This window comes from Natronoarchaeum mannanilyticum, from assembly GCF_039522665.1.
Taxonomy (GTDB): Archaea; Halobacteriota; Halobacteria; order Halobacteriales; family Natronoarchaeaceae; genus Natronoarchaeum; species Natronoarchaeum mannanilyticum.
Genome location: NZ_BAAADV010000007.1, coordinates 586956 through 609096, shown reverse-complemented (window position 1 = coordinate 609096; position 22141 = coordinate 586956). Strand labels below are relative to the sequence as shown.

General features: G+C 67.1%; 30 protein-coding genes and 1 tRNA gene. 10 read left to right on the top strand and 21 right to left on the bottom strand.

What is annotated here, in order from left to right; translation table 11 throughout:
* Nucleotides 1-134: 134 nt before the first annotated feature.
* The 5 genes from ABDZ81_RS16190 to ABDZ81_RS16170 form a co-directional block, all read right to left on the bottom strand.
* The gene (locus tag ABDZ81_RS16190) at nt 135-971 is read right to left on the bottom strand and encodes a metal ABC transporter permease (protein ID WP_343775121.1); all 837 of its coding nucleotides are present in this window, start codon (nt 969-971) and stop codon (nt 135-137) included.
* Nucleotides 968-1741 carry a metal ABC transporter ATP-binding protein gene (locus ABDZ81_RS16185; RefSeq protein WP_343775119.1) on the bottom strand — a complete coding sequence of 258 codons (774 nt, stop codon included), beginning with the start codon at nt 1739-1741 and terminating at the stop codon, nt 968-970. Before ABDZ81_RS16185 ends, ABDZ81_RS16190 begins: the two co-directional genes overlap by 4 nt.
* The gene (locus tag ABDZ81_RS16180) at nt 1738-2748 is read right to left on the bottom strand and encodes a metal ABC transporter substrate-binding protein (RefSeq protein WP_343775118.1); all 1011 of its coding nucleotides are present in this window, start codon (nt 2746-2748) and stop codon (nt 1738-1740) included. Before ABDZ81_RS16180 ends, ABDZ81_RS16185 begins: the two co-directional genes overlap by 4 nt.
* Before the next feature lie 211 nt (nt 2749-2959).
* Nucleotides 2960-3562 (bottom strand): plastocyanin/azurin family copper-binding protein, encoded by a 603-nt coding sequence (locus ABDZ81_RS16175; protein ID WP_343775116.1) that lies wholly within the window; start codon nt 3560-3562, stop codon nt 2960-2962.
* A 205-nt stretch (nt 3563-3767) separates the two neighbouring features.
* Entirely contained in the window at nt 3768-4358 is a 591-nt protein-coding gene (locus ABDZ81_RS16170; protein WP_343775115.1) for an AsnC family transcriptional regulator, read from the bottom strand.
* A gap of 224 nt (nt 4359-4582) precedes the next feature.
* Here ABDZ81_RS16170 and ABDZ81_RS16165 point away from each other — a divergent pair, with 224 nt between their 5' ends.
* The 4 genes from ABDZ81_RS16165 (at nt 4583) to ABDZ81_RS16150 (ending at nt 7566) form a co-directional block, all read left to right on the top strand.
* Complete coding sequence (locus tag ABDZ81_RS16165) at nt 4583-5098, top strand: metal-dependent hydrolase (RefSeq protein ID WP_343775114.1); 516 nt, start codon at nt 4583-4585, stop codon at nt 5096-5098.
* A 95-nt stretch (nt 5099-5193) separates the two neighbouring features.
* Complete coding sequence (locus tag ABDZ81_RS16160; protein ID WP_343775113.1) at nt 5194-6264, top strand: glutamate--cysteine ligase; 1071 nt, start codon at nt 5194-5196, stop codon at nt 6262-6264.
* 194 nt (nt 6265-6458) lie between these two features.
* A complete protein-coding gene (locus tag ABDZ81_RS16155) occupies nt 6459-7007 on the top strand; it encodes a helix-turn-helix domain-containing protein (RefSeq protein ID WP_377073994.1) in 549 nt (182 codons plus the stop codon).
* Nucleotides 7008-7071: 64 nt separating this feature from the next.
* Nucleotides 7072-7566 (top strand): phosphopantetheine adenylyltransferase, encoded by a 495-nt coding sequence (locus ABDZ81_RS16150; protein WP_343775110.1) that lies wholly within the window; start codon nt 7072-7074, stop codon nt 7564-7566.
* On the opposite strand, the gene ABDZ81_RS16145 is transcribed toward ABDZ81_RS16150, so the two are convergent.
* Nucleotides 7567-7875 carry a transcription initiation factor IIB family protein gene (locus ABDZ81_RS16145; protein WP_343775109.1) on the bottom strand — a complete coding sequence of 103 codons (309 nt, stop codon included), beginning with the start codon at nt 7873-7875 and terminating at the stop codon, nt 7567-7569.
* Between the two features lie 84 nt (nt 7876-7959).
* Here ABDZ81_RS16145 and ABDZ81_RS16140 point away from each other — a divergent pair.
* Nucleotides 7960-8044, top strand: a tRNA-Leu gene (locus ABDZ81_RS16140).
* Between the two features lie 181 nt (nt 8045-8225).
* Here ABDZ81_RS16140 and ABDZ81_RS16135 read toward each other — a convergent pair.
* From ABDZ81_RS16135 to ABDZ81_RS16080, 12 genes are all read right to left on the bottom strand, one after another.
* Nucleotides 8226-9410 carry a type I restriction enzyme HsdR N-terminal domain-containing protein gene (locus ABDZ81_RS16135; RefSeq protein WP_343775108.1) on the bottom strand — a complete coding sequence of 395 codons (1185 nt, stop codon included), beginning with the start codon at nt 9408-9410 and terminating at the stop codon, nt 8226-8228.
* Nucleotides 9411-9471: 61 nt separating this feature from the next.
* Nucleotides 9472-9978, bottom strand: coding sequence for a DUF3592 domain-containing protein (locus ABDZ81_RS16130; protein WP_343775107.1), 507 nt, complete (start codon nt 9976-9978; stop codon nt 9472-9474).
* 139 nt (nt 9979-10117) lie between these two features.
* Nucleotides 10118-10759: a DUF2238 domain-containing protein gene (locus ABDZ81_RS16125; RefSeq protein WP_343775106.1), complete on the bottom strand. Its 642-nt coding sequence runs from the start codon at nt 10757-10759 to the stop codon at nt 10118-10120.
* The gene (locus tag ABDZ81_RS16120) at nt 10756-11340 is read right to left on the bottom strand and encodes a hypothetical protein (RefSeq protein ID WP_343775104.1); all 585 of its coding nucleotides are present in this window, start codon (nt 11338-11340) and stop codon (nt 10756-10758) included. Before ABDZ81_RS16120 ends, ABDZ81_RS16125 begins: the two co-directional genes overlap by 4 nt.
* Before the next feature lie 157 nt (nt 11341-11497).
* Nucleotides 11498-12028 carry a hypothetical protein gene (locus ABDZ81_RS16115; RefSeq protein WP_343775103.1) on the bottom strand — a complete coding sequence of 177 codons (531 nt, stop codon included), beginning with the start codon at nt 12026-12028 and terminating at the stop codon, nt 11498-11500.
* A gap of 129 nt (nt 12029-12157) precedes the next feature.
* Nucleotides 12158-12931: an archaeal proteasome endopeptidase complex subunit alpha gene (gene psmA / locus ABDZ81_RS16110; RefSeq protein WP_343775102.1), complete on the bottom strand. Its 774-nt coding sequence runs from the start codon at nt 12929-12931 to the stop codon at nt 12158-12160.
* A gap of 4 nt (nt 12932-12935) precedes the next feature.
* The gene (locus ABDZ81_RS16105; protein WP_343775100.1) at nt 12936-13415 is read right to left on the bottom strand and encodes an Rpp14/Pop5 family protein; all 480 of its coding nucleotides are present in this window, start codon (nt 13413-13415) and stop codon (nt 12936-12938) included.
* Nucleotides 13412-14095 (bottom strand): class I SAM-dependent methyltransferase, encoded by a 684-nt coding sequence (locus tag ABDZ81_RS16100; protein WP_343775099.1) that lies wholly within the window; start codon nt 14093-14095, stop codon nt 13412-13414. Before ABDZ81_RS16100 ends, ABDZ81_RS16105 begins: the two co-directional genes overlap by 4 nt.
* Nucleotides 14079-14783: an RNase P subunit p30 family protein gene (locus ABDZ81_RS16095; protein ID WP_343775098.1), complete on the bottom strand. Its 705-nt coding sequence runs from the start codon at nt 14781-14783 to the stop codon at nt 14079-14081. Before ABDZ81_RS16095 ends, ABDZ81_RS16100 begins: the two co-directional genes overlap by 17 nt.
* Before the next feature lie 121 nt (nt 14784-14904).
* Nucleotides 14905-15060 (bottom strand): hypothetical protein, encoded by a 156-nt coding sequence (locus ABDZ81_RS16090; RefSeq protein ID WP_343775097.1) that lies wholly within the window; start codon nt 15058-15060, stop codon nt 14905-14907.
* A gap of 115 nt (nt 15061-15175) precedes the next feature.
* Complete coding sequence (locus ABDZ81_RS16085; protein ID WP_343775096.1) at nt 15176-15616, bottom strand: RNA-binding protein; 441 nt, start codon at nt 15614-15616, stop codon at nt 15176-15178.
* A 7-nt stretch (nt 15617-15623) separates the two neighbouring features.
* Nucleotides 15624-15803: a DUF1918 domain-containing protein gene (locus ABDZ81_RS16080; RefSeq protein ID WP_343775095.1), complete on the bottom strand. Its 180-nt coding sequence runs from the start codon at nt 15801-15803 to the stop codon at nt 15624-15626.
* Nucleotides 15804-16531: 728 nt separating this feature from the next.
* Here ABDZ81_RS16080 and ABDZ81_RS16075 point away from each other — a divergent pair.
* Nucleotides 16532-17092: a uracil-DNA glycosylase gene (locus ABDZ81_RS16075; protein ID WP_343775093.1), complete on the top strand. Its 561-nt coding sequence runs from the start codon at nt 16532-16534 to the stop codon at nt 17090-17092.
* 6 nt (nt 17093-17098) lie between these two features.
* Here ABDZ81_RS16075 and ABDZ81_RS16070 read toward each other — a convergent pair whose 3' ends face one another.
* Nucleotides 17099-17683, bottom strand: a complete 585-nt coding sequence (locus ABDZ81_RS16070; protein WP_343775091.1) for a cupin domain-containing protein — start codon at nt 17681-17683, stop codon at nt 17099-17101.
* Between the two features lie 136 nt (nt 17684-17819).
* On the opposite strand from ABDZ81_RS16070, the gene ABDZ81_RS16065 reads away from it, so the two are divergent.
* The 3 genes from ABDZ81_RS16065 (at nt 17820) to ABDZ81_RS16055 (ending at nt 19378) form a co-directional block, all read left to right on the top strand.
* Nucleotides 17820-18065 carry a BolA family protein gene (locus ABDZ81_RS16065; RefSeq protein WP_343775090.1) on the top strand — a complete coding sequence of 82 codons (246 nt, stop codon included), beginning with the start codon at nt 17820-17822 and terminating at the stop codon, nt 18063-18065.
* Between the two features lie 151 nt (nt 18066-18216).
* Entirely contained in the window at nt 18217-18558 is a 342-nt protein-coding gene (locus ABDZ81_RS16060) for a glutaredoxin family protein (RefSeq protein WP_343775089.1), read from the top strand.
* A 58-nt stretch (nt 18559-18616) separates the two neighbouring features.
* Entirely contained in the window at nt 18617-19378 is a 762-nt protein-coding gene (locus tag ABDZ81_RS16055; RefSeq protein ID WP_343775088.1) for a class I SAM-dependent DNA methyltransferase, read from the top strand.
* A 15-nt stretch (nt 19379-19393) separates the two neighbouring features.
* On the opposite strand, the gene ABDZ81_RS16050 is transcribed toward ABDZ81_RS16055, so the two are convergent.
* Nucleotides 19394-19597: a TRAM domain-containing protein gene (locus ABDZ81_RS16050; RefSeq protein WP_343775087.1), complete on the bottom strand. Its 204-nt coding sequence runs from the start codon at nt 19595-19597 to the stop codon at nt 19394-19396.
* An 81-nt stretch (nt 19598-19678) separates the two neighbouring features.
* A complete protein-coding gene (locus tag ABDZ81_RS16045) occupies nt 19679-20566 on the bottom strand; it encodes a DNA-3-methyladenine glycosylase family protein (protein WP_343775086.1) in 888 nt (295 codons plus the stop codon).
* Nucleotides 20567-20671: 105 nt separating this feature from the next.
* Between ABDZ81_RS16045 and cysS the strand changes: the two genes are divergently transcribed.
* Nucleotides 20672-22117: a cysteine--tRNA ligase gene (gene cysS, locus ABDZ81_RS16040; RefSeq protein WP_343775085.1), complete on the top strand. Its 1446-nt coding sequence runs from the start codon at nt 20672-20674 to the stop codon at nt 22115-22117.
* Nucleotides 22118-22141 lie beyond the last annotated feature (24 nt).

Sequence of the window (22141 nt, the reverse complement as noted above, 5' to 3'; positions counted from 1 at the left end):
TTGTCCTTCGGGCACCTACGGGCGAGGAATAGTTCACGTTCGTTCACTCGGGTCCGGCGCCCAGGTCGAGGAGTCGGTCAGCGTCGCGGCGTGAAGACGCCGCTACGACGATCATCGATCGCAACGCGGCGTCATCACGCCACGTAGCGGTCGGCGGCCGCCGCCGCGGCGTACAGCCCGATCGCGACCAGCACGATCGCGCCGCTGGCGGCCACGTCGTGGGTGTACGACAGCGTGACGCCCGAGAACACCGATATCTCGGCGAGGACGATCGCGATTATCACGGAGGCCTTGAAGCTCGGCGCGATCTGGCCAGCGGCGGCGACCGGCACCACCAGCATCGCCGCGACGAGGATCACGCCCATGATCTGCATCGCGGCGACGATCACCAGCGCGGTCAGCACGACCAGCAGGCTGTTCTGGAGGTCGACGTCCAGCCGGGCGACGCGGGCGGCGCTCTCGTCGAACGTGATGTACAGCAGGTGCTTGTAGCTCACCGCGACGACGCCGCCGACCAGCACCGTCAACAGCGCCATGATCCGGACGTGCTGCCAGGAGACGGTGGCGATCGACCCGAAGATGTACTGGCTGATGCTCACCGCGATCCCGCCCGTGAGGCTGATTACAACTGTTCCCAGCGCGAACCCGCCCGAGAGCACGATCGCCATCGAGACGTCGTTGTACGCGCCGGTCCGATCCGAGAGGAACTGGATCAGGAGCGCGGCGAGCGCCGAGACGACCAGCGCCGAGAGGAACGGCGTGACGCCGCTCCAGCCCAGCACTTCCTGGACGTAGACGCCGATCGCGACGCCGGCGAAGGCGACGTGGGCCAGCGTGTCGCCGATGAACGCCATCCGCCGATAGACCAGAAAGGAGCCGACCAGCGGCGCCAGGATCGCGACGAACAGTCCCGCCAGCAGCGCGCGCTGCATGAACGAGAAGCTCAGCATCTCCACGATCGTCCCGATCATCGGGACACCTCCTCGTCGTGGGAGTGGGTGTGGCCCGGATCGTGTTCGAGCATCCGCTGGCTCGCGCCGTAGGCGTCGGCCAGCGCGTCGCTCTCGGCGAACCCTTCGGGGTCGCCGTGGTAGTGGACGCAGCAGTTGATGCAGGCGACCGTCGTCGCGTACTCTGTGACGGTGCCGATGTCGTGCTCGATCAGCACGATCGTCATCCCGTCGTCGTTGAGCTCGCCGAGCAGGTCGTAGAAGGCGTCCCGCGATTCGGCGTCGACGCCGACGGTCGGCTCGTCGAGGGCCAGCAGGTCGGCTTCGCACGCGAGCGCTCGCGCGATGAACACGCGCTGTCGCTGCCCGCCCGAGAGCTCCTCCAGTTTGCGGTCCGCGAGGTCGGCGACGCCGGTCTTCACCATGGCATCCTCGACGGCCGCGCGGTCGTCGCTCCCCAGGCGGCCGTAGCCCGCGTGGGGGAACCGGCCCATCGTGACGACTTCTCGCACCGTGACCAGGATCCGCCGATCGCCGCTCGTGGCCCCCTGCGCGACGTAGCCGATCCGGTGGCCGTCGTCGAACTCGTCGGCGGGCTCGCCGAACAGCTCCGCGGAGCCGGCGTCGGGCGTCTCCAGGCCCAGCGCGATCCGGAGCAGCGTCGACTTGCCCGACCCGTTCGGGCCGACCAGCCCGAGGAACTCGCCGGACTCGATCGAGAGGCTGACCTCCTCGAGCACGGGGACGTCAGTGTAGGCGAATCCGACGTTCCGGAGATCGACGACGCTCATTCTGCGTGTAGTGCCTTCGTCAGGGCGGGCAGATTAACGTTTTCCATCACTTCCAGGTAGCCCCAGCCCCGCTCGGTCCACTCCTCTTTGACGCCCGACAGCGCCGAGATTTCGAGGACTTCGCTCGCGTCGGTCTCGGAGACGAGCTGGCGGGCCGCCCGGTCGGACTCCATCGTCGGCGTCAGCACGTACTCGATGCCGTGCTCCTCGATCGTCGCCTGGGCCTCGCGGATCGCCTGGCCGCTCGGCTCCTCGTCCGGCGAGACGCCCGAGAGCGCGTGGACGGTGAAGCCGTAGCGCGCGCCCGTGTACTGGAAGGCGTTGTGGCCCGCGACGAGCACGTGGGACTGGTCGGCGCTCTCGAAGCGCGACTCGAACGTCGCGTGCAGGTCGTCGATCTCGGACTTGTACGCGTCGGCCTGCTCGCGGAACTGCGCTTCGGCGTCCGGGTCGGCCTCGATCAGCCCGTCGCGGATGTTGTCGACGGCCTGCTTGGCGCGCATCGGGTCGAGCCAGAAGTGGGGGTCGCCAGTCATGTCGCCGTGATCGTGGCCGTCCCCGCTCTCGTCGTGCTCGCTTTCGTTACTGCTCTCGTCGCCGTGTTCTTCCTCGCCCCCGTGGCTCGCGTTCCGCCCGAGCAGGTCGATCCCGTGGCGCGCCGCGACGATCGTCACGCCGGCGTCGTCCGCGCGCAGGTTCGTCACGACGTCGTCGGCCCACGGCTGGAACCCCTCGCCCATGTACACGAACGCCGCCGACTGGTAGATCTCCTTCTGGACCTGTCCCGAGGGCTGCCAGCCGTGGCCGTGCTGGCCGAACGGGACGATGCTCTCGACGTCGGTCTCCCCGCCCGCGATCTGGTCGGCGAAGTCGTACAGCAGGTAGAACGACGCCTGGACGCCGCTGCCGGACCCGGATCCGGCCCCGAGGTCGGTACATCCCGCCAGCCCGCCGGCCGCCAGCACCCCCGCTCCGCCCTTCAGGGCGGCCCGTCGCGTCAGTCTCATACCCATCACTCGTCTCCCCTCGAATAAAAGGGTTATTATCCCACATCTCTATTTTAATAATCAGTGCTATCAATGGGCGGGTTGTTAATAACGCGACGCGCCGATCGCATCGGCGAGCGACGGCCCCTCCGATGGGCCGGCCTGACGGCTCCGTCTCCGATACTTCGACCGGGCGCGGCGACCCCGCTCGGCAAAAATAGGCCGTGTCCGACTACTCGACCGTGATCGTGCCGGTCATGCCCTGGGCCTGGTGGGGTTCGCAGACGTACTCGTACGTGCCGGTCGTCTCGAAGGTGTGTTCGTACTCGAAGCCCGCGTCCTCGATCGTCTCGTGTCCTTCCCAGTTCGCCCCCTGGGGCTGGCTCGTCGGGACGACGTTGTGCAGGTCCGACTCCCAGATCCACAGCACCCTCGTGCCGGGATCGATCGATAGCTCGGCGGGTTCGAAGACGAACTCGCCTTCGGGGCCGGCGATCACCTCGACCGTGTCGGCGACGCCGCCCGACTGGTTCCCGGCCGATTCGTTGCCGGCCGTTTCGTTGGCGTCGGTTTCGTTGCCGGCCGTTTCGTTGGCGTCAGTCTCGTTCCCCGCTGTTTCGTTAGCGTCCGTCTCGTTGCCGGCGGTGTCGTTAGCGTCGGTCGTTGTCTCGTTCCCATCCGTCTCGTTCGTCCCGGGGCCTTCGGTGTCGTTGCCGTCGGCGGGCTCCTGTCCGTCGCCGCCCGTATCGGTACAGCCGGCGACCGCCGCTCCCGTCGCGACGACGCCGCTGGCGCGCAGAAACGCCCGTCTGTCGAATCCGGTCTTTTCGCTCATGAACGGGTGCCACTAGGCGAGGCTGCCGCAAAAGACTGTTAGCGGGTCTGCTGGCGAAACGGCCGGTTCGCGTGCCGATCGATTGCGGGTCACGGGCACGAAGCGAGCGGGCTCCGTACCTGTACGACTCGCTGAGGAGTGTCGGAACGTCACCGGAACGTTCGACGACGCCGCCGTTTCGATTCGAGGCCGGTCCGATCGCCGATTACGCCGACTGCTTGATCGTTTCGAGGTGTTCCTCGTAGCTCGTCCGGCAGGTCGACGAACAGAACTCGTGGGTCTGGCCGTCGACCTCGACTGTCACGCCGCCGTCGTCGATCGTCGCGCCGCACTCCTCGCAGGCGACGCCGACGTCGGGCCCGTCGATCTGTGGCTCCCACGCCGAGTCGACCAGCAGGCGGACGTCGTACTCGACGATGCGCCCGGTGTCGACGGCCTGGGTCAGCACGGAGTGGATCTCCGTCTCGTCGACGGTCGCCTTCGCCACCACGTGGCCGTCGGCCGTCGCGAACGCGTGTTCGACGCACTCCACGCCGGCCAGGTTCTCCATGACCTCCGTCTCGAAGCCGGGCTGGAGGTGGATGTCGACGAGGACGCCGACGCCGTCGCGGAGCGTCGACCGGTCGATATCGAGCGTGAACCGCTCGATCACGCCGATCTCTTCCAGCCGATCGACGCGATCGGAGACCGTGGGCGGCGAGACGCCGACCTTGTCGGCGATCTCGCTGTACGGTCGGCGCGAATCCTCCGCGAGTAACTCAAGGATGTTCAGGTCCGTGTCGTCCAGTTCGACCATGTGCGAGGCTTCAGGCCGTTCCCATAAACTACTTTCGACATTCCTTTCCTAAATTTAGCGGAGAATATACCGGTCGGTGCGGCTGTTTTTCGGTGATACGTTACATTCGCATACCGAAACGATCGTCAACTAGTCAGTGGGGAACGGTAATCTCCGATCGCGCGGGCGGAGCGCCCGGAACGGCGACCGACAGCTACGAGAGCCTCGCACGCCTACCGGCGGTCGTGTACAAGCTCGGACACTACGGCGTCGCGCTGGGGGTGTACGCGCCCGTCGTGGCCTGGCTGCTGGGTCGAGGACTGGCGGCGCTCGCGCTCGGCGGCGGCGTCGTTCTGCTGTGGCTTGCGATGCTGCCCGACCTCGACACGCAGCTGCCCGGGATGTCCCACCGCGGGTTGACCCACACGTTCCTGTTCGCACTGGCGGTCGGCGTCGCCGTCGGCCTCGTCGCGGAGTTCGCGATCGCGCCGACGGTCGGTCAGTTCGGCGCCGTCGCGTGGGTCGGCGTCCCCGGCTTCCGAACCGGACTGGGGGAGTTCGGATTTCTGATCGGGACGCTGGCCGTCCTCTCGCACCTGCTGGCGGACGTGATCACGCCGATGGGGATCAGGCCCTTCTGGCCCCTCTGGGGGCGGTCGTTCTCGCTCGATATCACGCCGGCCAAGAGCACGGTCGCTAACTACGTCCTGCTGGCCGCAGGGTCGTTCCTCGCCGCGAGTGCGGCCCTGACGTCGATCTGAGTCGAGCGCACCCGGACGTCGATCCGCTCGCGGCGGAGCGTCTCGCCTGCCGGAGTCCGCATCCTATTTAATCGGGGCTGTCCAACCGTCGTGCGATGGAAGGGGGTTCGGCCGACGTGTTCGACGAGCTCGGGACGCTGGGCATCGAAGAGGAGTTTTTCGTCGTCGACGAGGACGGCCGGCCCGTCTCCGGCACCGACGAACTCGTCTACGAGTCCGATCCGCCGGAGATTCTGGAGGGGCGGCTCGACCACGAGCTGTTCAAGTTCGTGATCGAGACCCAGACGCCGAAGATCGACTCGCTCGACGACGCGCCGGCGACGCTCTCGGCGATCCGCTCCGCGCTCGTCGAACACGCCGCCGACCACGGCTACCGGATCGCGGCCGCCGGACTCCACCCGACCGCGAAGTGGCGCGAGCTCGAACACGCCGAGAAACCCCGGTACCGCGCGCAGCTCGAACGGATCCAGTACCCCCAGCACCGGAACACGACCGCCGGGCTGCACGTCCACGTCGGCGTCGATGACGCGGACAAGGCGACCTGGATCGCCAACGAGTTGCGCTGGTATCTCCCGCCGATGCTCGCGCTGTCGGCCAACTCGCCGTTCTGGAACGGGTTCGACACCGGGCTGCAGTCGGCCCGCGCGAAGATCTTCGAGGCCCTGCCGAACACGGGGATGCCGACGCGCTTCGAGAACTTCGAGGAGTACCGCGAGTTCGAGCGGACGATGATCGAGACGGGCTCGATCAACGACCGGGGGGAGCTGTGGTACGACGTGCGCCCCCACTCCGGCATCGGAACGGTGGAGGTGCGCACGCCCGACGGGCAAGCCGACGAGGACCGGATCCTGGCGTTCGTCGAGTACGTCCACGCGCTCGTGCTCGACTTCGCGGAACGGTACGAGGACGGCGAGTCCGGCACCGAGATCCGCCGCGAGCTGCTCGACGAGAACAAGTGGCGTGCGCTCCGGTACGGCCGCGACGCCTCGTTCATTCGCCCGGGCGGCGACGTCGTCGAACTCGGCGAACTCGTCGACGCCGAGTGCGAGCGCCTCGGCGTCTCGGGCATCCGCGAGCTGTACGACGCCGAGAGCGGGGCCGCGATGCAGCGCCGGCTGCTCGATACCCAGGGCGAAGCGGCGCTCCGACGGTCGCTACTGCTCTAAACAAGGCTTTTATGCTCCTGCGACTTTTGTCCTTCTAGAAAGGACTCATGTCTTCCCAGAACTCCAACGACGGTGCGGACGACGATCCCGCGCCGGAAGACGCCGACGACGCCGCTGCGGACGACGCGGCCGCTACGGATGACGCTTCCACCGCGGACGTCGACGCCGACGCGGGGTCGACCGACGACGACAGCGTGGCGGGCGACGATCCCGGCGTGATCGATCACGACGGCGAGAGCGGCCCCCGCGATCGCCTCGAACAGGAAGCCGACCGGGCCGTCGAACAGTTCGACCAGGGGCTCGTCGACCTGCTGTCGTGGATTCTCGACACCGAGACGCGCGCCCGGATCTTCGTCTACCTGCGCAAGCACCCCGGCAGCACCAGCGAGGAGATCGCCGAGGGCACGGGCCTGTATCCCAGCACGGTCCGGGAGGCGCTCGCGGAACTCCACGACGAGGAGAAAGTCGAACGCCGCAAGCGCGAGAGCGCGGGCGCGGGCAACAACCCCTACGAGTACACCGCGATAGCGCCGAGCGACCTCGTCGGCGGCGTCGCCGGGCAGGTCCAGAACGAGCTGAACGCCGTGTTCAACCTCGACCGCTACCTCGGGGACGACGAGCCCGCGCCCCCCGAGGGTGGCGACGATCCGGTGACGATCACGGTGGACGACGAGGACGCCGAAGACGATGCGAGCGACGAGGAAGACGTCGGCGACGACACCGACGACGAGCTCGCCGACTGAGCGACCGCTCTCTAGTTCTCCGGAACTCCGACTCTTTTAAGCATCGCCCCGCTGAACGACGGGTATGGACGTCGCGCTGGGTGGCACGTTCGATCCGGTGCACGACGGTCACCGCGCCCTGTTCGACCGCGCGTTCGAGCTGGGCGACGTCACCATCGGCCTGACCAGCGACGAGCTTGCGCCCAAAACTCGCTCGGAGGATCGGTACGTCCGACCGTACGACGAGCGCCGGGCGGACCTCGCCGACGAGCTCGACGCTTTCGCCGAGGAGTACGACCGCGAGTACGAGATCCGACCGCTCGACGATCCGACCGGCATCGCGACGGAACCCCAGTTCGACTACCTCGTGGTTTCCCCGGAGACGGTCGACGGCGCCCAGCGCATCAACGAACTCCGCGAGGAACGGGGCGTCGACCCGCTGTCGATCGACGTCGTCGACCACGTCCGCGCCGAGGACGGCGAGATCATCTCCAGCACGCGGATCGTCCGCGGCGAGATCGACGAGCACGGCAACCGGACGCCGGATCGGGACGGTCGCGGGCAGGTCCAGCCGGACTGATCACCACGTCGGCGGTTCCATCCCCGCCTCGCGCAGAATCTCCTTCCAGCGCTGTTGGATCGTCAGCCGCGCGACCCCCGCCGCGTCGGCGACGACGCCCTGGGAGCGCGCGTCGCTCTCGATCAGCGCGCCGGCGTAGAGGCTCGCCGCCAGCACCGCCCGCTTCGAGCGCTCCTCGTCCGGCAGGTTCGACAGGAACAGGTCGATCGCCGTCGATCGCGCGTCGGCGTCGAGATCGATCGACGCCGCGATCTCGTGGAGCTCCTCGATCCACTCCTCGTTCTCGACGCGCTCGCGGGCGCTGTACATCGACGGGGGCTACGCGTTCGAGGGGCTTAACTCCGACTCCGGAGCGACAGTTTCTTGGTTTCCTCGGGCGAATCCTCGCGCCGAGCGCGGGTAGCCAAGCTAGGCCAACGGCGCAGCGCTTAGGACGCTGTCTCGTAGGAGTCCGCCGGTTCGAATCCGGTCCCGCGCATACCGTCTCGAACGCCAGTGAGAGACGTGTATGCACAACAGTGGATTCGAACCCTGGAAGACGAGCGAAGCGAGTCTTCCTCCGGTTCGAATCCGGTCCCGCGCACTCACGCGTTCGACCTCCCGAAGATGAGCGTAAAGTCGTAGGGAACAACCTCGAAGTGTTCTAAACAAACACTAATTCAGAGCATATCATCGGTTGTCTTTGCATCCCGCAACTGTCTTAGAGTCGTATACCTCAATCCCTGTGGATACTTCGACTCGTAGGGGACTGGGTCTTCGAGTTCGTAGAGTGATCCCGGTTTGAACTCAATGACTTTCTTACCTTCCTCAATCTTCGCTCGGTCCTTATAGTTCAGCGGCTCTCGCATCAGCTCTGCCTTTTCGGGCTCGACCACGTCGTTCACCTCAGCGAAGTATTTGACCTCCTGAACATCACCTGTGACGTACATCGCCACGTAATCAAATTCGCTTCCGACCCGAACGAACCCCCACGCCTCGTTCTCTTTGAGGAACGGAAGCCCAGTTTCCTTCGTTGGAAATACGGCTACACGGGAATCTGGGTCCCCTTCAATCTCGCTTCTGGCGAGTTTGCCCGCTACTTGGTTCTCTAGTGGTTCTATGTCGTCAGGAGTGTGGTCGTTTTCTGTTTCTTTTTTCTCATCGGGTTCTTCCGGCGATTTCTCACTAACGAAGTGTCGCTGTTCACGAAGCACCGAGACGAGATTTTGGACGAACTCACGGGACTGCTCTTCGAGATCAATGGTGAGTTCACCTACCTCGCTCTCGACCGCATCGGTGATGGACTCGGTGACACTGTCCTCGTTTTCTTGCAAGTGCCGAATTGCCCGGTTCGTTTGTGCGACCTGTTCGGCCACTTCGTCGGACTTTCCGGATCGTATCGATTCTTTCGTGAGCAACTCTAGTACATCCGGATTCTCGGCGAGGTCATTGAGGTCAAACTGAACGACGGACACCTCCTCACCGCCGTTCTGGCGTCGGTTCTTGGTCAATACTTCAAACGACTTGCCGTTGGTCAGAATCCCCCAATCCACGTCGAGTTCCTGTCTCATGTAACTCCGCAACTGCTGGATCTCGCTGTCGGTGAGGGCAGACCGGACTGGCTTGGCTTCAACGAACACTACGGGAGAGTCGCCGACCAGAAGAGCGTAATCTACGTGGGTACTCCCCGAGGCCATTGGGATAGTATACTCAAGCGCGACTTCGGTAGAGTAGAGATCCCACCCGAGCAGTTCGAGAAACGGTTGGACGAGTTTGACCTTCGTGTTCTCTTCGTCCATTTGCGGTGACGATTCGATGAGCTGCTGACACCGCCGGACGTACTCGTCAATTTCATCCCTGTCCATTGACAGACTATCCGTAACGAACCTTTTTAAAATGATGCAACTCAGACGGACCTCGAACGCATCACGACTCCCGGAACCAACTCTTGAACACCGACCACCCACCTAGCAGCATCATGAACCCGCCGATCCCGGCGAACTTCAGCGGCTCGTTGGTGGTCTCTCGCACGAGGAACGCGTCGCCCGGCGCGTCGGGATCGACGTACGCGGTGGTCGTCTCGCCGACCTCGTATCCCTCCAGTCGCGACTCGGCGGCCGATCTGGTGTCGTAGTCCTTCGATATCGACGCCGGAAACACGCTTCCGCCCGTGTACGTTTCGCCACCGTAGGAGTACTCCAGGGTGACTTCGGGTTGGTAATCGGGGGCTGCGCGCCGATTGGAAATACTGTCGATGTCCGTCTCGGTGACCGTGGCGTTCACCTCGACGGCGTTCTCTACGGCGTCGTTCTGCTGGACGTAGTCGTAGCCGCCGAAGCCGACCATGGCGAGTCCGACGATCACTGCCAGGATGCCGCCGAGGGCGGGATTGAGCTCTCGTCCGCCGATCGTTATCGCTGCGACGGGTGCCATGGAATCCGCTTGCCCCTCGAAACCGGTAATAATGTCGACGAGTCTCTCCCACAGAAACGGCTCGAATCGTTCTCCGCGACATCGGTCGCACGTCCGCTCGCGGAGCCCGGACGGCGTCTCTGATTGCCGGCGATCCGTTTTACGGCTCATTCTCGGCCCGGTCGACTCGCCGCGCGAGCAGGCCGCTCAGCCCGTCGAAGTAACCGGTGCCCCAGAGCGCGACGATCGTCGCGCCGACCGCGTTGAACAGCAGATCCAGCGCGATGTCGCTGGCGCCGTACTGCGCGAGAACTGCTTGCCCGCCGTACAGTTCGGCGATCAGGCCGGTGCCGAACTCGCCGATCTCCCAGAGGACGCCGAACGCGAGCACGAACAGCAGGATGAACACGCCGCGCAGCCGACTCGGGATCTCGACGCCGTCGTGTTCGGTCTCGATCGCGACGACGATGGCGTAGCCCGCGCCGGCGACGAGCGTCGCCGAGAGCGTGTGGGTCACCTGGTCGTACCAGCCGAACATCGTGTACGGCCCGAGCGCGCCGATCGCGTGGAGGAACGCCGCGCCCGAGATCCACAGCGCGAGCCCCCCGCCCATCTCGTAGCCGTATTCGCGGTTGAGCGCGCGCGGGAGAAAGGTGATCGCCAGCGGGATGCCGCTATTGATCACGAGCCCGAACTGGCGGGTGACGGCCGCGTACGCCACCACGACGGCGAGGATCCCCTGCATGATCCTGACGGCGCTCCAGGCGACCGAGTCGAGATCGCGGCCGGCGACGCTCGTCACGCCGACTCACCTCGCGAGCGCTCGTCGCGATCGGGGCCGCCGTAGCGCCGGAAGTACAGCTCGAACAGTAGCCCGGCGCCCAGCCCGACCGCGGTCGCCAGGACGAGATCCCACATCAGTCGGGTCTGGCCGGGGAGGCTCGACGTCCCCACCAGCGCGTCGGACGCGAACTGCGCGATCGTCCAGACGCTCGCGACCGCCATCGTGTTCGCGACGACGAACGCGATGGCGAACCGCGGCGTCATCGCCGCCGAACTGAAGGAGTCGATCTCGACGGCGATCAACAGCGCCAGCGTCGCCACCGCGAGGTACGTCGCGGCCTGCGTGACGACGCCGAGCGAGCGCCCGACCAGCGGCACCGCCGCGAGCGCCAACACCTCCCAGGAGACCATCGTGCGGGCCTCGCGCGCGCGAATCGGCGGCAAGGCGGCGAGCGCACCGGTCACCGCCGCGAGCCCGGCCCACAGCAACTCGCCGGTGAGAGTGCTCTCGATCGCCGCGTACGCCACCAGCGCGACGATCCCCCACGACAGCGCGGCGTTGACCCGCTCGTCGTCGATCACACCGGAGAGTGAGGACATCGTCCGAAGTTTCGACGGCCCCGTCGTTAACCGTTGGCCCGAGGCGGCGGCCGCGACCGCGGCGGCGACGCCGACTGCCCGTCGGGATCGGTCGAAAAACTTCGATCCAACAGCCGGACCGCGAGCAGGGTCGACTTCGAGGTCGGCTCGGCGGTTATCAGTCGCCGGCGTCGTCGCCGATGGTCACCGTCGCGTTCTCGGTCTGGGCGTCGTTGATCGTCACTGCGACGGTGTACTCGCCCGCCTCAGAGGGATTGGTGATCCCGGGGTACTCGACGACGATCACGTCGCCGTCCTCGAGCGTGTAGCCGCTGTCGAGCTCGACCGTGAATGAGTAGTCGTTGTTGTTGACGCCGCTGATGTGGGTCTCGTTGAGTTCCCGGTCGACTTCGCTGTCGTTGTTCGTGTCGACGCCGAGGCCGACGTCTCTGTGCTGGACGCTGTCGACGGTGAAGCTATCACGCGGGTACTCCGCGGAGAGCGAGCTCCACTCGCTGCCGGCGACCGACTCGTTCGCGGTGACCCGGATCGACTGGGTGGTGTCCGCGGCATCGGTCGCCGGGTCCTCCGGCTCGACGACGGCGCTGCCGTTCGGCGCGGGCTCTGCGGCGTCGCCGCCGTCGAGCGCCGCGCAGCCGGAGAGCATTACGAGTACCGCCAGCGTCACAACGAGCAGTGATCGTCGCATCCGTCACCGGTTGACGGCACCGCACATGAAAGTCTTCTGTTCGCGCGGACAGGTCAGAATTTCGAACCGACGCGTCGCTACCGGAGCGGAGCATCGCGAAAAGACCCGGGACCGGCCCAGGCTGGGGCGTTACTCGTCGGCTTCGTCGTCGGCGTCGCCGTCCTCCTCGCCCTCGTCGAGGAGGCCTTCGGCGTCGAGATACTCGCCGATCTCGTCTTTCGTCAGCTCGACGTACTGCTCGCTTTCGGCGTCGACGGTCGCCATCCCGAGGCCCTCGGGGCTGAGCGAGCCGTCGTTGACCGAGGCCAGCGCCTCGAGCGCGAGCACGATGCCCGACTCCAGGTCGCCGCCCTCGTCGTAGTTCTCCTCGAGGAATTCCTGGATCTCGCCGCGGTCGGCGCCCACTGCGAGTGCCTTCCACTCGTAGGGGGTCCCGGAGGGGTCGGTCTCGTAGAGGCGCGGCTCGCCGTTCTCGATGCCGCCGACGATCAGCGCGACGCCGAACGGGCGGGCGCCGCCGACCTGCGTGTACTGCTGGATGTGGTCGGTGACTTCCTTGGTCAGCGTCTCGACGCCGATCGGCTCGCCGTAGCGCAGCCGGTTGGTCTGGGCGTTCCGGCGCGCGAAGTCGATCAGCTGGCGCGCGTCGGCGACGTGGCCGGCGCTGGCGATGCCGATGTGGTCGTCGGCCTTGTGGAGCTTCTCGACGCTCGTCCCCTCGAGCAGCGGCGAGCGGATCCGCTTGTCGACCGCCAGCACGACGCCCTCGGCGGTGCGGACGCCGATGCTCGCCGTGCCTCGTTTGACCGCTTCGCGCGCGTACTCGACCTGATAGAGCCGTCCGTCCGGGGAGAAGATGGTGATCCCCCGGTCGTAGGCCTGCTGTTGGGCTTGTCCCTGCATGGTATCACTCGAAATCGAGGTCCGTCGCGCCGACGAACGCGGAGCCGACCCGGACGTCGACCAGCTTCTCGCGGGCCGCTGCGGGCCGCTCCGCGCCCTCGAACGCGACCGTTCTCTCTTGGGAAGCTTCCGGAGCGCGTCCTAAATACTTTTCTTCACAGGCTCGGATCGTGCCGCTGACGCCCCGGACCCGCACCGCGATCTCGTCGCCGTCGATCGCGTCCAGGCAGGCCAGCGCGGCGCGGGCCTCGGTGACGTGGCCGTGGCGGGCGCGCACGATCGTCTCGCCGGTGCCGTCCGCGAACTCGAAGTCCAGCACCGTGAGGTCGGCGTCCGCGCTGCCGGCGTCGCCCAGCAGGTTCTGGCCGGCGTACCACAGTTCGCGCTGGAAGTCGCCCCGATCGAGGTCGGCGTCGGGCCAGCCTTCGAGGCCGACCGCGAGGTAGCGCCAGCGCGGCCGGAGGTGTTTTGGGAGGTGTTTCATTCGGTCTCCTGGTCGGCATCGTCGCCGGATTCGGCGTCGGCGTCAGTCGCCGCGGCGGCGTCGGCGTCGACCGTGCCGCCGGGCCGCTCGGCGACGAGCACGCCGACCTGCTCGTGGACCTGTTCGACCGCCGTGAGCGCGAAGCCCGCATCCGTGAGGGCGTCGGCCAGCACGCCCACCGTCGCGGGATCGTCGACCTCGGGGCTGTAGAACGGCTCGGACGGGTCGGCTTCGCCGAACAGCATCACGTCGCCGAGGACGAACCGGTCGGGTTCCAGCTCCGCGATCGTCTCGATCGACTCGCGCTTCTCCGCGTCGGAGAGGTGGTGCATCGCGAAGTTCGACACGACGACGTCGACGTCCCGGTCGACGCCGGGATCGCGAAACCGCCCCTCGCCGAACGCGATGTTCTCGATCCCTCGCTCGGCGGCCTTCTCGCGGGCCTGATCCAGCATCCCCTCGCTGATGTCCCGGCCGACGACGAACTCCGCGTTCTCGGCGATCGCCAGCCCGATGGCGCCGGTGCCGGTCGCCAGGTCCAGCACGACGTCGTCGGCCTCGGGCGCGGCGTGGCGGATCACCAGCTCCGCGCAGGCGCGGTACTCCTCGCTCTTCGAATCGTCGTACTCCGCGGCCTTCTCGTCGAACCGGGCGGCGTGGTCCTCAAGGCTCTTTTTCATACCTGCCACGTTCGACCCCCGGCTCAATGAACGTCTCGGACCGGATCTCGCGGGTGCGCTCGGCGATCTCGCCCCACTCGCGCAGGCCCGCCTCGATCGCCTCGGGGTCGAACCCGATCACCTCGCCGACGGCCCGGAGCTCTCTGGGGGCGCGTAGCTGGAGGTGCGAGCGCGCGTCGGCGCTGACGACGAACGGCGCGTCGCAGTGGTCGACGATCTCGCGGAGTTTTCGGAGTCCTTGCAGCGCCTGCACGCGCTCGCCGCCCGTCGCGCGGAGCACCTTCGAGAAGTCGAACTCGATCCGGACGCCGTTCTCGCGGGCGGCGTTCGCGAGGACGTGATTGACGTCGCCGTCGCCGGCCATCGGGTGGGCCAGCACGTCGACGCGCTCCTGCTCGACGGCGAACCGGTTGAGCGCATTCGTCCCGCCGTGGACGGCGACGATCGTGCGCTTGCCCCGGTAGTTGCCGACCGCGCCGCTGGCTTTCTGGGGGTCGTCCGCGCGGATCTCGATGCCGTCGACGACGTCCACGCCCGTCGCCGCGGCGACCTCGTCGGGATCGTAGTCGGCCTTGGCGTCGCCGTGGTTCCGCACGACGACGCCGTCGTACCCCAGCTCGGCGGCCGTGCGGGCGAGTCGTGCGACCGTGGCGTCGCCGTCGGGCCGGGCGTGGACCGCCTCGTACATACCAGTACCAGCCCCGCGACGGGCCTTTGCAGTTACGTTCCGGAAAAGCGGGAGTGTGCCGCCGGCGTCGGTCGTCGTGTCGGTTACTCGCTCGACCGTCCGTGTCGGTCAGCCCTCCGTATCAGTGCGGAGTGAACCCGTCGATCACTTCTCCGCAGTCCGGACACGAGACCAGCTCCGGCCCCGTGCTCTTTCGGCCCGGCGTGGCGTCGCCGCGGGTGCGCCTGCGGCTTGCAGTTCCCATCAGGTCGGAGTCGCAGTACGGACACGTTTGCATGATAATCATCCACGCGGATCGTGGTAACGGTTCGCAAGACAACGGCCCGCACAATAAGCCTTGTGTCGGGGAGGCACGCTGGTGAAAACGGATGCGTTGCGAGGACGGATCGGCGTCAGTACGCGCCCTCGCGGGCGTTCTCGAACGCTTCGCGGGCGTTCTCGACCGCCGCTTCCTGCTTGGCCGGGTAGGCCTCGACCTTCGCGCGGAGGGTGATCCCCTCGCCGAGCTCGGAGCGCCCGTTGAACGCCGCCTGCTTGTCGAGCCGGAGGAATAGCGAGCAGTTCTCGTCTACCCGCTCGTCGAGTTCGTCCATCACGCGATCGATCTGGTCGATCTCGGCGACCTGGCCGAGCACGCGGCGCATCTCGTCGGCGTTCTCGACGCGCGCCGAGAGCACGACGATCCGGTCGCCGTGGTGGCCCTCGGTGGGCGCGACCTCGATCTCGAACTCCTCGGGGAGGTAGTGACGGAGCGCCGCCTCGACGCGCTTGTCGTCCTCCGTGGCGTAGCAGAACGTTCGCAGGTCGACGTAGTGAAACGGGACGCTCGGCATCTGGTCTCTACTCGGCCGCTTCGAGGCTGTCCTCGGAGATGCCGGTCTCCTGACCCTCCTCGAAGCTGACGGTGTAGGTTTCGTCGCCGAACATTGTCTCCATGACCTGCGTGATCGTCCCTTCCTCGCCGTCGTATTCGCTGTGCTCGTCGTGCAGAATGACCGTGTCGTCTTCCTCGAAGCTCATGGTTCGTGGTTCCTCGTCTGCCTGTAAAAAGGGACTGATTTGCCCGACCGGTTCCAGGAACAGCGGAGACGTTCGATCATTGGACGGACGGCTTCGGTTGGGATTTCGGTGTAGCGTCCCGCTCTACGGGTGAGACCACTGCGAAAGCCCTCGGTCCGCTCCTAGCAGTCGCGAGTTCGGCGACAGACTGGAAGGCTCTGAAAGCCCTCGGCCCGCTCGACGGTTCTCGCCCGGATATCCTCACTTCGTTCGGATAGGGCCGACCGAGAACCGTCCACCGTGCCTCGCCCTTTCAATCCGCCAGGGCACCGCATTGCGCGGGTCGCTTGCAGCGACCACGCGCAGCCTGTCCCTCCCCCGTCGGCGCGCCATGAAGGCGCGCCGGGCCGTGCGGCTGCGGTGGCGCGCGCTGTCGAGTCCTCGTGACGAGACAGCAGCGCGCGAGGGACGATCGAGGGAGCAGCGCGACCGAGAGAGTCGGCTGGGGAGGACGAGGCTGCGGTCGGGTTGGAATGAAAGGGGCCGCCGCGGTCGGCCCGGTGAGACGAAGCAAGCACTGGACTGAGCGACTGAAAGGAGCGAAGGAAGCGCACAGAGAGTCGCAACCGGTCGACCGCGGCGGGGGCTTTCGGGGAGTTCGCAGTCAGTGCTGTCATTCCAAAGAGCACACCGTCAAAACAAACTCCACCCAACCACTTTCCCCGGAAGCGTCGTACCACGACCCGAGAATGCCCACCGAGTACGACACCGGCTGGGAGTACGAGTCGGAGTTCGCCGACGCCCTCGCCGAAGTTCCTGACGATCACTTCGACCCCGACTGCTTCGTCGGCGGCGCGGGGCCGCTCGACGCCGACGCGATGCTGGTCGGCGAGGCGCCGGGCGCCCAGGAGGTAAAACAGGGCGAGCCGTTCGTCGGCCAGGCGGGCCAGCAGCTCGACCGCACGCTCGACGCGATCGGCCACGACCGCGACGAACTGTACATCAGCAACGTCGTCAAGGTGCGCCCGCCCGAAAATCGCGACCCGTACGCCGCCGAGATCGATGCGTGGGCGCCCGTGCTGGACGCCGAGCTCGAGCGCGTCGACCCCGACGTGCTCGTTCCGCTGGGCAGCTTCGCCGCCCAGGAGCTGCTCGACACCGACGAGACGATCACCGACCTCCACGGGCGCGAGTTCGAGGTCGACGGCCGCACCGTCGTCCCCTGTTTCCACCCCGCCGCGGCGCTGTACGACCGCAGCAAGACCGAGCCGATCGAGGAGGCCCTCGCGACCGCCCTCGACCGAGCCTGACCCGGTTCAGCGCCGCGTCGGCGGTTCGGCCTCGACCGGCTCCTTCGTGTACGCCGGATAGGTTCCCTGGTAGCCCGCCGCTCGTCCGACCGCCCCCAGCACCGCGGCGGCGGGACGCCGAAGCGGAGCCGGCCCCAGTTCGAACCGGAACTCCTCCGAGAACTCGTCGGCCAGCACCGCGAGCTGGAGCGGCGACGGCCGGCCGTCCTCGTCGGTCTTGCCGTCCCGCGCCAGCCCGAACGTCGTCTCGAAGAACTCCTCGGTTCGGAGCGCCGGGTCGAGCTCGACTACTGTGCGCACCGGCTCCGGGCCGACGTTCCAGACGTAGTGCGGCGTGTCGGGCGGGATCACGAGCGTCTGGCCCGTCAGGACCGTTCCTTCCTCGCCGTCGACGCGGGCCGAGAGCACGCCCGAGCGGACCTCGATCCGCTCGCGCTGGCGCGGGTGGGAGTGCGGGGCGACGGTCGCCCCGCCGGCCTCGACGTCGTACTCGAACCGGAGCCGGTCGCCGTCGGTCTCGTCGGCCGTGTCGAGAAACGTCACGTGCTCGCCGGTCTTCGGGTTGTCGATGGTGTTGCCTGATCGTGCCACGGAGTCTCCCCGGGCGAGCGTACCACGCCTCGCGGGTTGAGCGTTGGCGTCGCACTCGCACCGCGTCCGGCCGTCCGCGTTCGCAGGCCGCCGCCGAGTGGGCAACGTTTTCCCCCAGGCCCGCCTTCCCTCGCGCATGGATCTGGAGGAGATCGAGAGCCTGATCGAAGCCGAACTCCCCGACGCCGACGCCGAGGTCACCCAGCCACGCGGGCCCGAAGACGAGGACCACCTCGCGGCGCTGGTCGTCTCGCCGGCGTTCGAGGGCAAGTCGCTGGTCGAACAGCACGAACTCGTCTACGACGCGCTCGGCGACCGGATGACGACGGACATCCACGCGATGGAGCTGAAGACGTACGCACCCGACGAGTACGAGGGCTGATCGGAGCTGCCTCGCAGCGGCATCGGGACGCCGCCGCGGCCGCGGCGTCCGCGCCGCGCGCGAGCCGAGCGTCGAACATCGAACCGCGCCGGGCGGTCACGGCCCTCTCGCGTGCGGTAGGCATTTCCCGCACCGGACACCACTAGGACCCATGGCATTCGAACCCGAGTCCGAGCTCTCGCCCGAGGAGGTCCAGCAGCGCGTCGACGAGACCATCGAGAACAACGAGGTTGTCCTATTCATGAAGGGCAACGAGCTGATGCCCCAGTGTGGCTTCTCGGACCGCGCGCTGACCCTGATCAAGCAGCACCGCGAGGAGTACGAGACCGTCGACGTGCTCGACGCGCTCGACGCCTACCGCGACGCCCTCGAAGACCGCAGCGGCTGGGAGACGATCCCTCAGACGTTCGTCGACGGCGAGTTCGTCGGCGGCAGCGACATCCTCGCTGAACTCGACGAGCGCGGCGAGCTGGCCGACGAGCTGAACGCCTGAGTCGCGCACGCGATCCTCCCGGAGTAATATTTTCACGCCGACGCTCTGTCCGTAGTGTATGGCGACGCTCGACGCCGACGCGACGCTCCGCGCCGAGCTGTACGACCGGCGAATGCGCGAGATGGACCGCGGCGACGCGAAGTTCTACGCGACGCTCGCGCGTGACGCCGAGGGGCCGGCGCTCGAACTGGCCTGCGGAACGGGACGGATCTACCTCGACGCGCTCGCCGAAGGCTGCCACGTCGACGGCTTCGACCGATCGGCCGAGATGCTATCGTTCCTGCGCGAGCGAGCGGCCGAACGGGGGCTTGAGCCGTCAGTCTGGCAGGCGGACATGACCGACTTCGCCGTCGCCCGCGAGTACGAGCTCGCCTACTGCCCGTTCAACGCGATGCAGCATCTCCTGACGATCGAGGAGCAACTCGACACGCTCCGGAACGTATACGATGCGCTGGCGCCCGGCGGCCGGTTCGTCTTCGACGTGTTCGTCCCGAGCTTCGAGCTGATCGCCGAGACGTACGGCGAGTGGCGCGCGGAGCCGGTCGAGTTTCGCGGAGAGTCCCGCGAGTTCCGGACGCGCACGCGGATCGCCGACGAGGTCGAACAGGAGTTCACCGTCGAAAACGAGCTGTACGACTCGGACGAGAAGCGCGTGGTGACGGAATCGCATCGCCTGAAGATGCTCCCCAAGCGGGAAGTGGAGTTGCTGGCGCGCGCGTCGCCCTTCGAAGAGTGGTCCGTGCAGGGCGGCTTCGAATCGGACGCCGCTATCGAAGACGGCGATCCCGTGCAGGTCTGGACGCTCAGAAAAGGCGAGTGACTGTCGGATTCGACCCTACTCGACGACTTCGGCGGTGGCGAAGTCGTCCGCGACGTCGTCGATCTCGACCGTGACGCGATCCCCCAGGTCCGCCTCGGGCACGAGGATCACGAAGTCCTCGACCTCTGCGATCCCGTCGCCTTCCTCGCCCATTTCGTCGATCTCGACGGTGTACTGTTCGCCCTCGTCGACCGGCGCTGTCGATCCTGCGTTGCTCACGCGCGTCGCTACGACGACTCCCGACGTAACTGTGGGCCCACGGAGTTTAGTGTCGGATCCTCCCCCGTCGTGCGTTCGGAGTCAGACTTCCTCGCGCGTTCGGAGGTAGTGGAACACGTACGTCTGGACGTATCCCGCATACCCTCCGCCGAACGCTTCCCGAATCGCTCGCGACGTCTCCCGGTAGTTCCCCCGATCGCACTCGGGATAGTAGTCGGCCACGGCGGTCTTGATCCACGTGTCCAGCGGCACGGCTTCCAGATAGCCCAGCGAGAACAGCAACACGCAGTCGGCCACCTTGTCGCCGACGCCGACGAACTGCGTCAGCTCCTCGCGGGCCTCCTCGTAGGGCAGCCCCTCGGCGTCCCGCGGATGCGCGTCGCCGTCGGCAACCATCTCGGCGGTCCGGACGACGTACGGCGCCCGGTAGCCAAGGCCCAGCTCCCGCAGTTCCGCCTCGGTCGCGGCTGCGAGCTGGTCTGGCGTCGGAAACGCGTGGTAGGTCCGCCCGTCGAACTCGACCGGGTTGCCGTACTCGCGGGCCAGCGTCGTCACCATCGAGTGGATGCGCGCGACGCGCATCTGCTGGGAACAGATGAAGGCGATCAGCGTCGGGAACGGCGGGTCGTCGACGAGGCGCAGCCCCCGGGCGTAGTCGTAGGCCTCGGTCACCAGCGGGTCGTCCGGCGCGCCCTCGAAGATCGCCGGCAGGTCGTCGTCGAGGCGCAGGAGCGTTCGGACCGTCTCCTCGGCGTCGACAGTGCTCTCCCACTCGATCGCCTCGGCGGTCCGTCGAACGCGCAGCGCCTCGCCGTCGATCACGGTGCAGTACCACGGCCGTCCGTCCGGGGCGTCCTCGTACATCCGCCCGTCCTCGCGGCGCCAGAGGTACGACTGGCCGCTTTCGAGCGTGGCGTAGAGGTCGATACCGCCCGGGAGGGTGTCGATCGGGATCGCGCCTGTCGGCATCTACCCGCCCGGAGGGGCGTGGTCGGTTTGTGGCTTTCGAGTGGGCGCGCCGAGCGGTCCAAACTCCGACGGATTCAAGCGCCCGCTGGCTGAACCTTTCGGCAGATGACGCTGCACGTATCGAACTCGTTGACCGGCGAGCGAGAGCCGTTCGAGCCGCAGGACCCCGACTCCGTGCTGCTGTACTACTGCGGCCTGACGGTCTCGGACCTCGCGCACCTCGGACACGCCAGGTCGTGGGTTCACGTCGACGTGATGCACCGCTGGCTGGAGCAGCTGGGCTACGACGTCCGGCACGTCGAGAACTTCACCGACGTCAACGAGAAGATCGTCGCCCGCGTCGGCGAGGACGAACTGGGCGACAGCGAACCCGAGGTCGCCCGACACTTCGTCGAGGAGGTGCTTGCCGATATGCGCTCGCTGAACCTCAAGCGGGCGGACGTCTACCCGCGGGTGAGCGAGCACGTCCCCGAGATCGTCGGGATGGTCGAGACCCTGGTCGAGAAGGGGTACGCCTACGAAGCGAACGGCTCTGTGTACTTCGACGTCACGACGTTCGACGAGTACGGCAAGCTCTCGAACCAGAACCTCGACGACATCGAACAGCAGGGCGATCCCGACGAGCGCTCCGAGAAGCGCAACCCCGCCGACTTCGCGCTCTGGAAGGCCGGCGAGGCCCACCCCGACGACGCCCCCGCGGGTGGCGAAACCTGGGACTCGCCGTGGGGCGAGGGGCGGCCCGGCTGGCACATCGAGTGCTCGGCGATGAGCACGACCCACCTCGCCGACTCGATCGACGTCCACGTCGGCGGGCGGGACCTCGTCTTCCCCCACCACGAGAACGAGATCGCCCAGAGCGAGGCCGCGACCGGCGAGCAGTTCGCCAAGTACTGGCTCCACGTCGATCTGCTCGAAACGGCCGGCGAGAAGATGTCCTCGAGCCTGGAGAACTACTTTACCGTTCGGAACGCCGTCTCGGAGTTCGGCCCGAACGCGATCCGGATGTTCCTGCTGTCGGCGGCCTACGACAACACCCAGACCTACAGCGAGGCCGCCCTCGACGAAGCGGTCGAGCGCTGGGAGCGCCTGGAGCGAGGCTATCGTACCGCGGTCGACGCCGCCGACGACGTCGACGCCCGGACGAAGATCGAGGACGACGAGCTGCGCGACGCCGTCGCCGAAGCTCGCGAGGAGTTCGCCGAGGCGATGAACGACAACTTCAACACCCGCGAGGCGATCGCGGCGCTGCTCTCGGTCGCGACCGCGGTCCACCGCCACGTCGATGACCGCGACGAGTACGACTACCGCGGCCTCCGCGACGCCGTCGAAGCGTTCGAGGCGCTCGGGGGCGAGGCGCTGGGCTTCGCGCTGGCGGGCGAGGCCGACGGCACGGCGCGGCTGGCCGAGGAGTTGGTCGAGCTCGTCGTCGAGGTGCGCGAACAGGAGCGGGCGGCCGGAAACTACGAGCGCGCCGATGAGCTACGGGACGAACTAGCGGCGCTGGGCGTCACCGTCGAGGACACGGCCGACGGCGTCGAGTATCACTTCTAAAACGAACAGCCGAAACGGAGACCG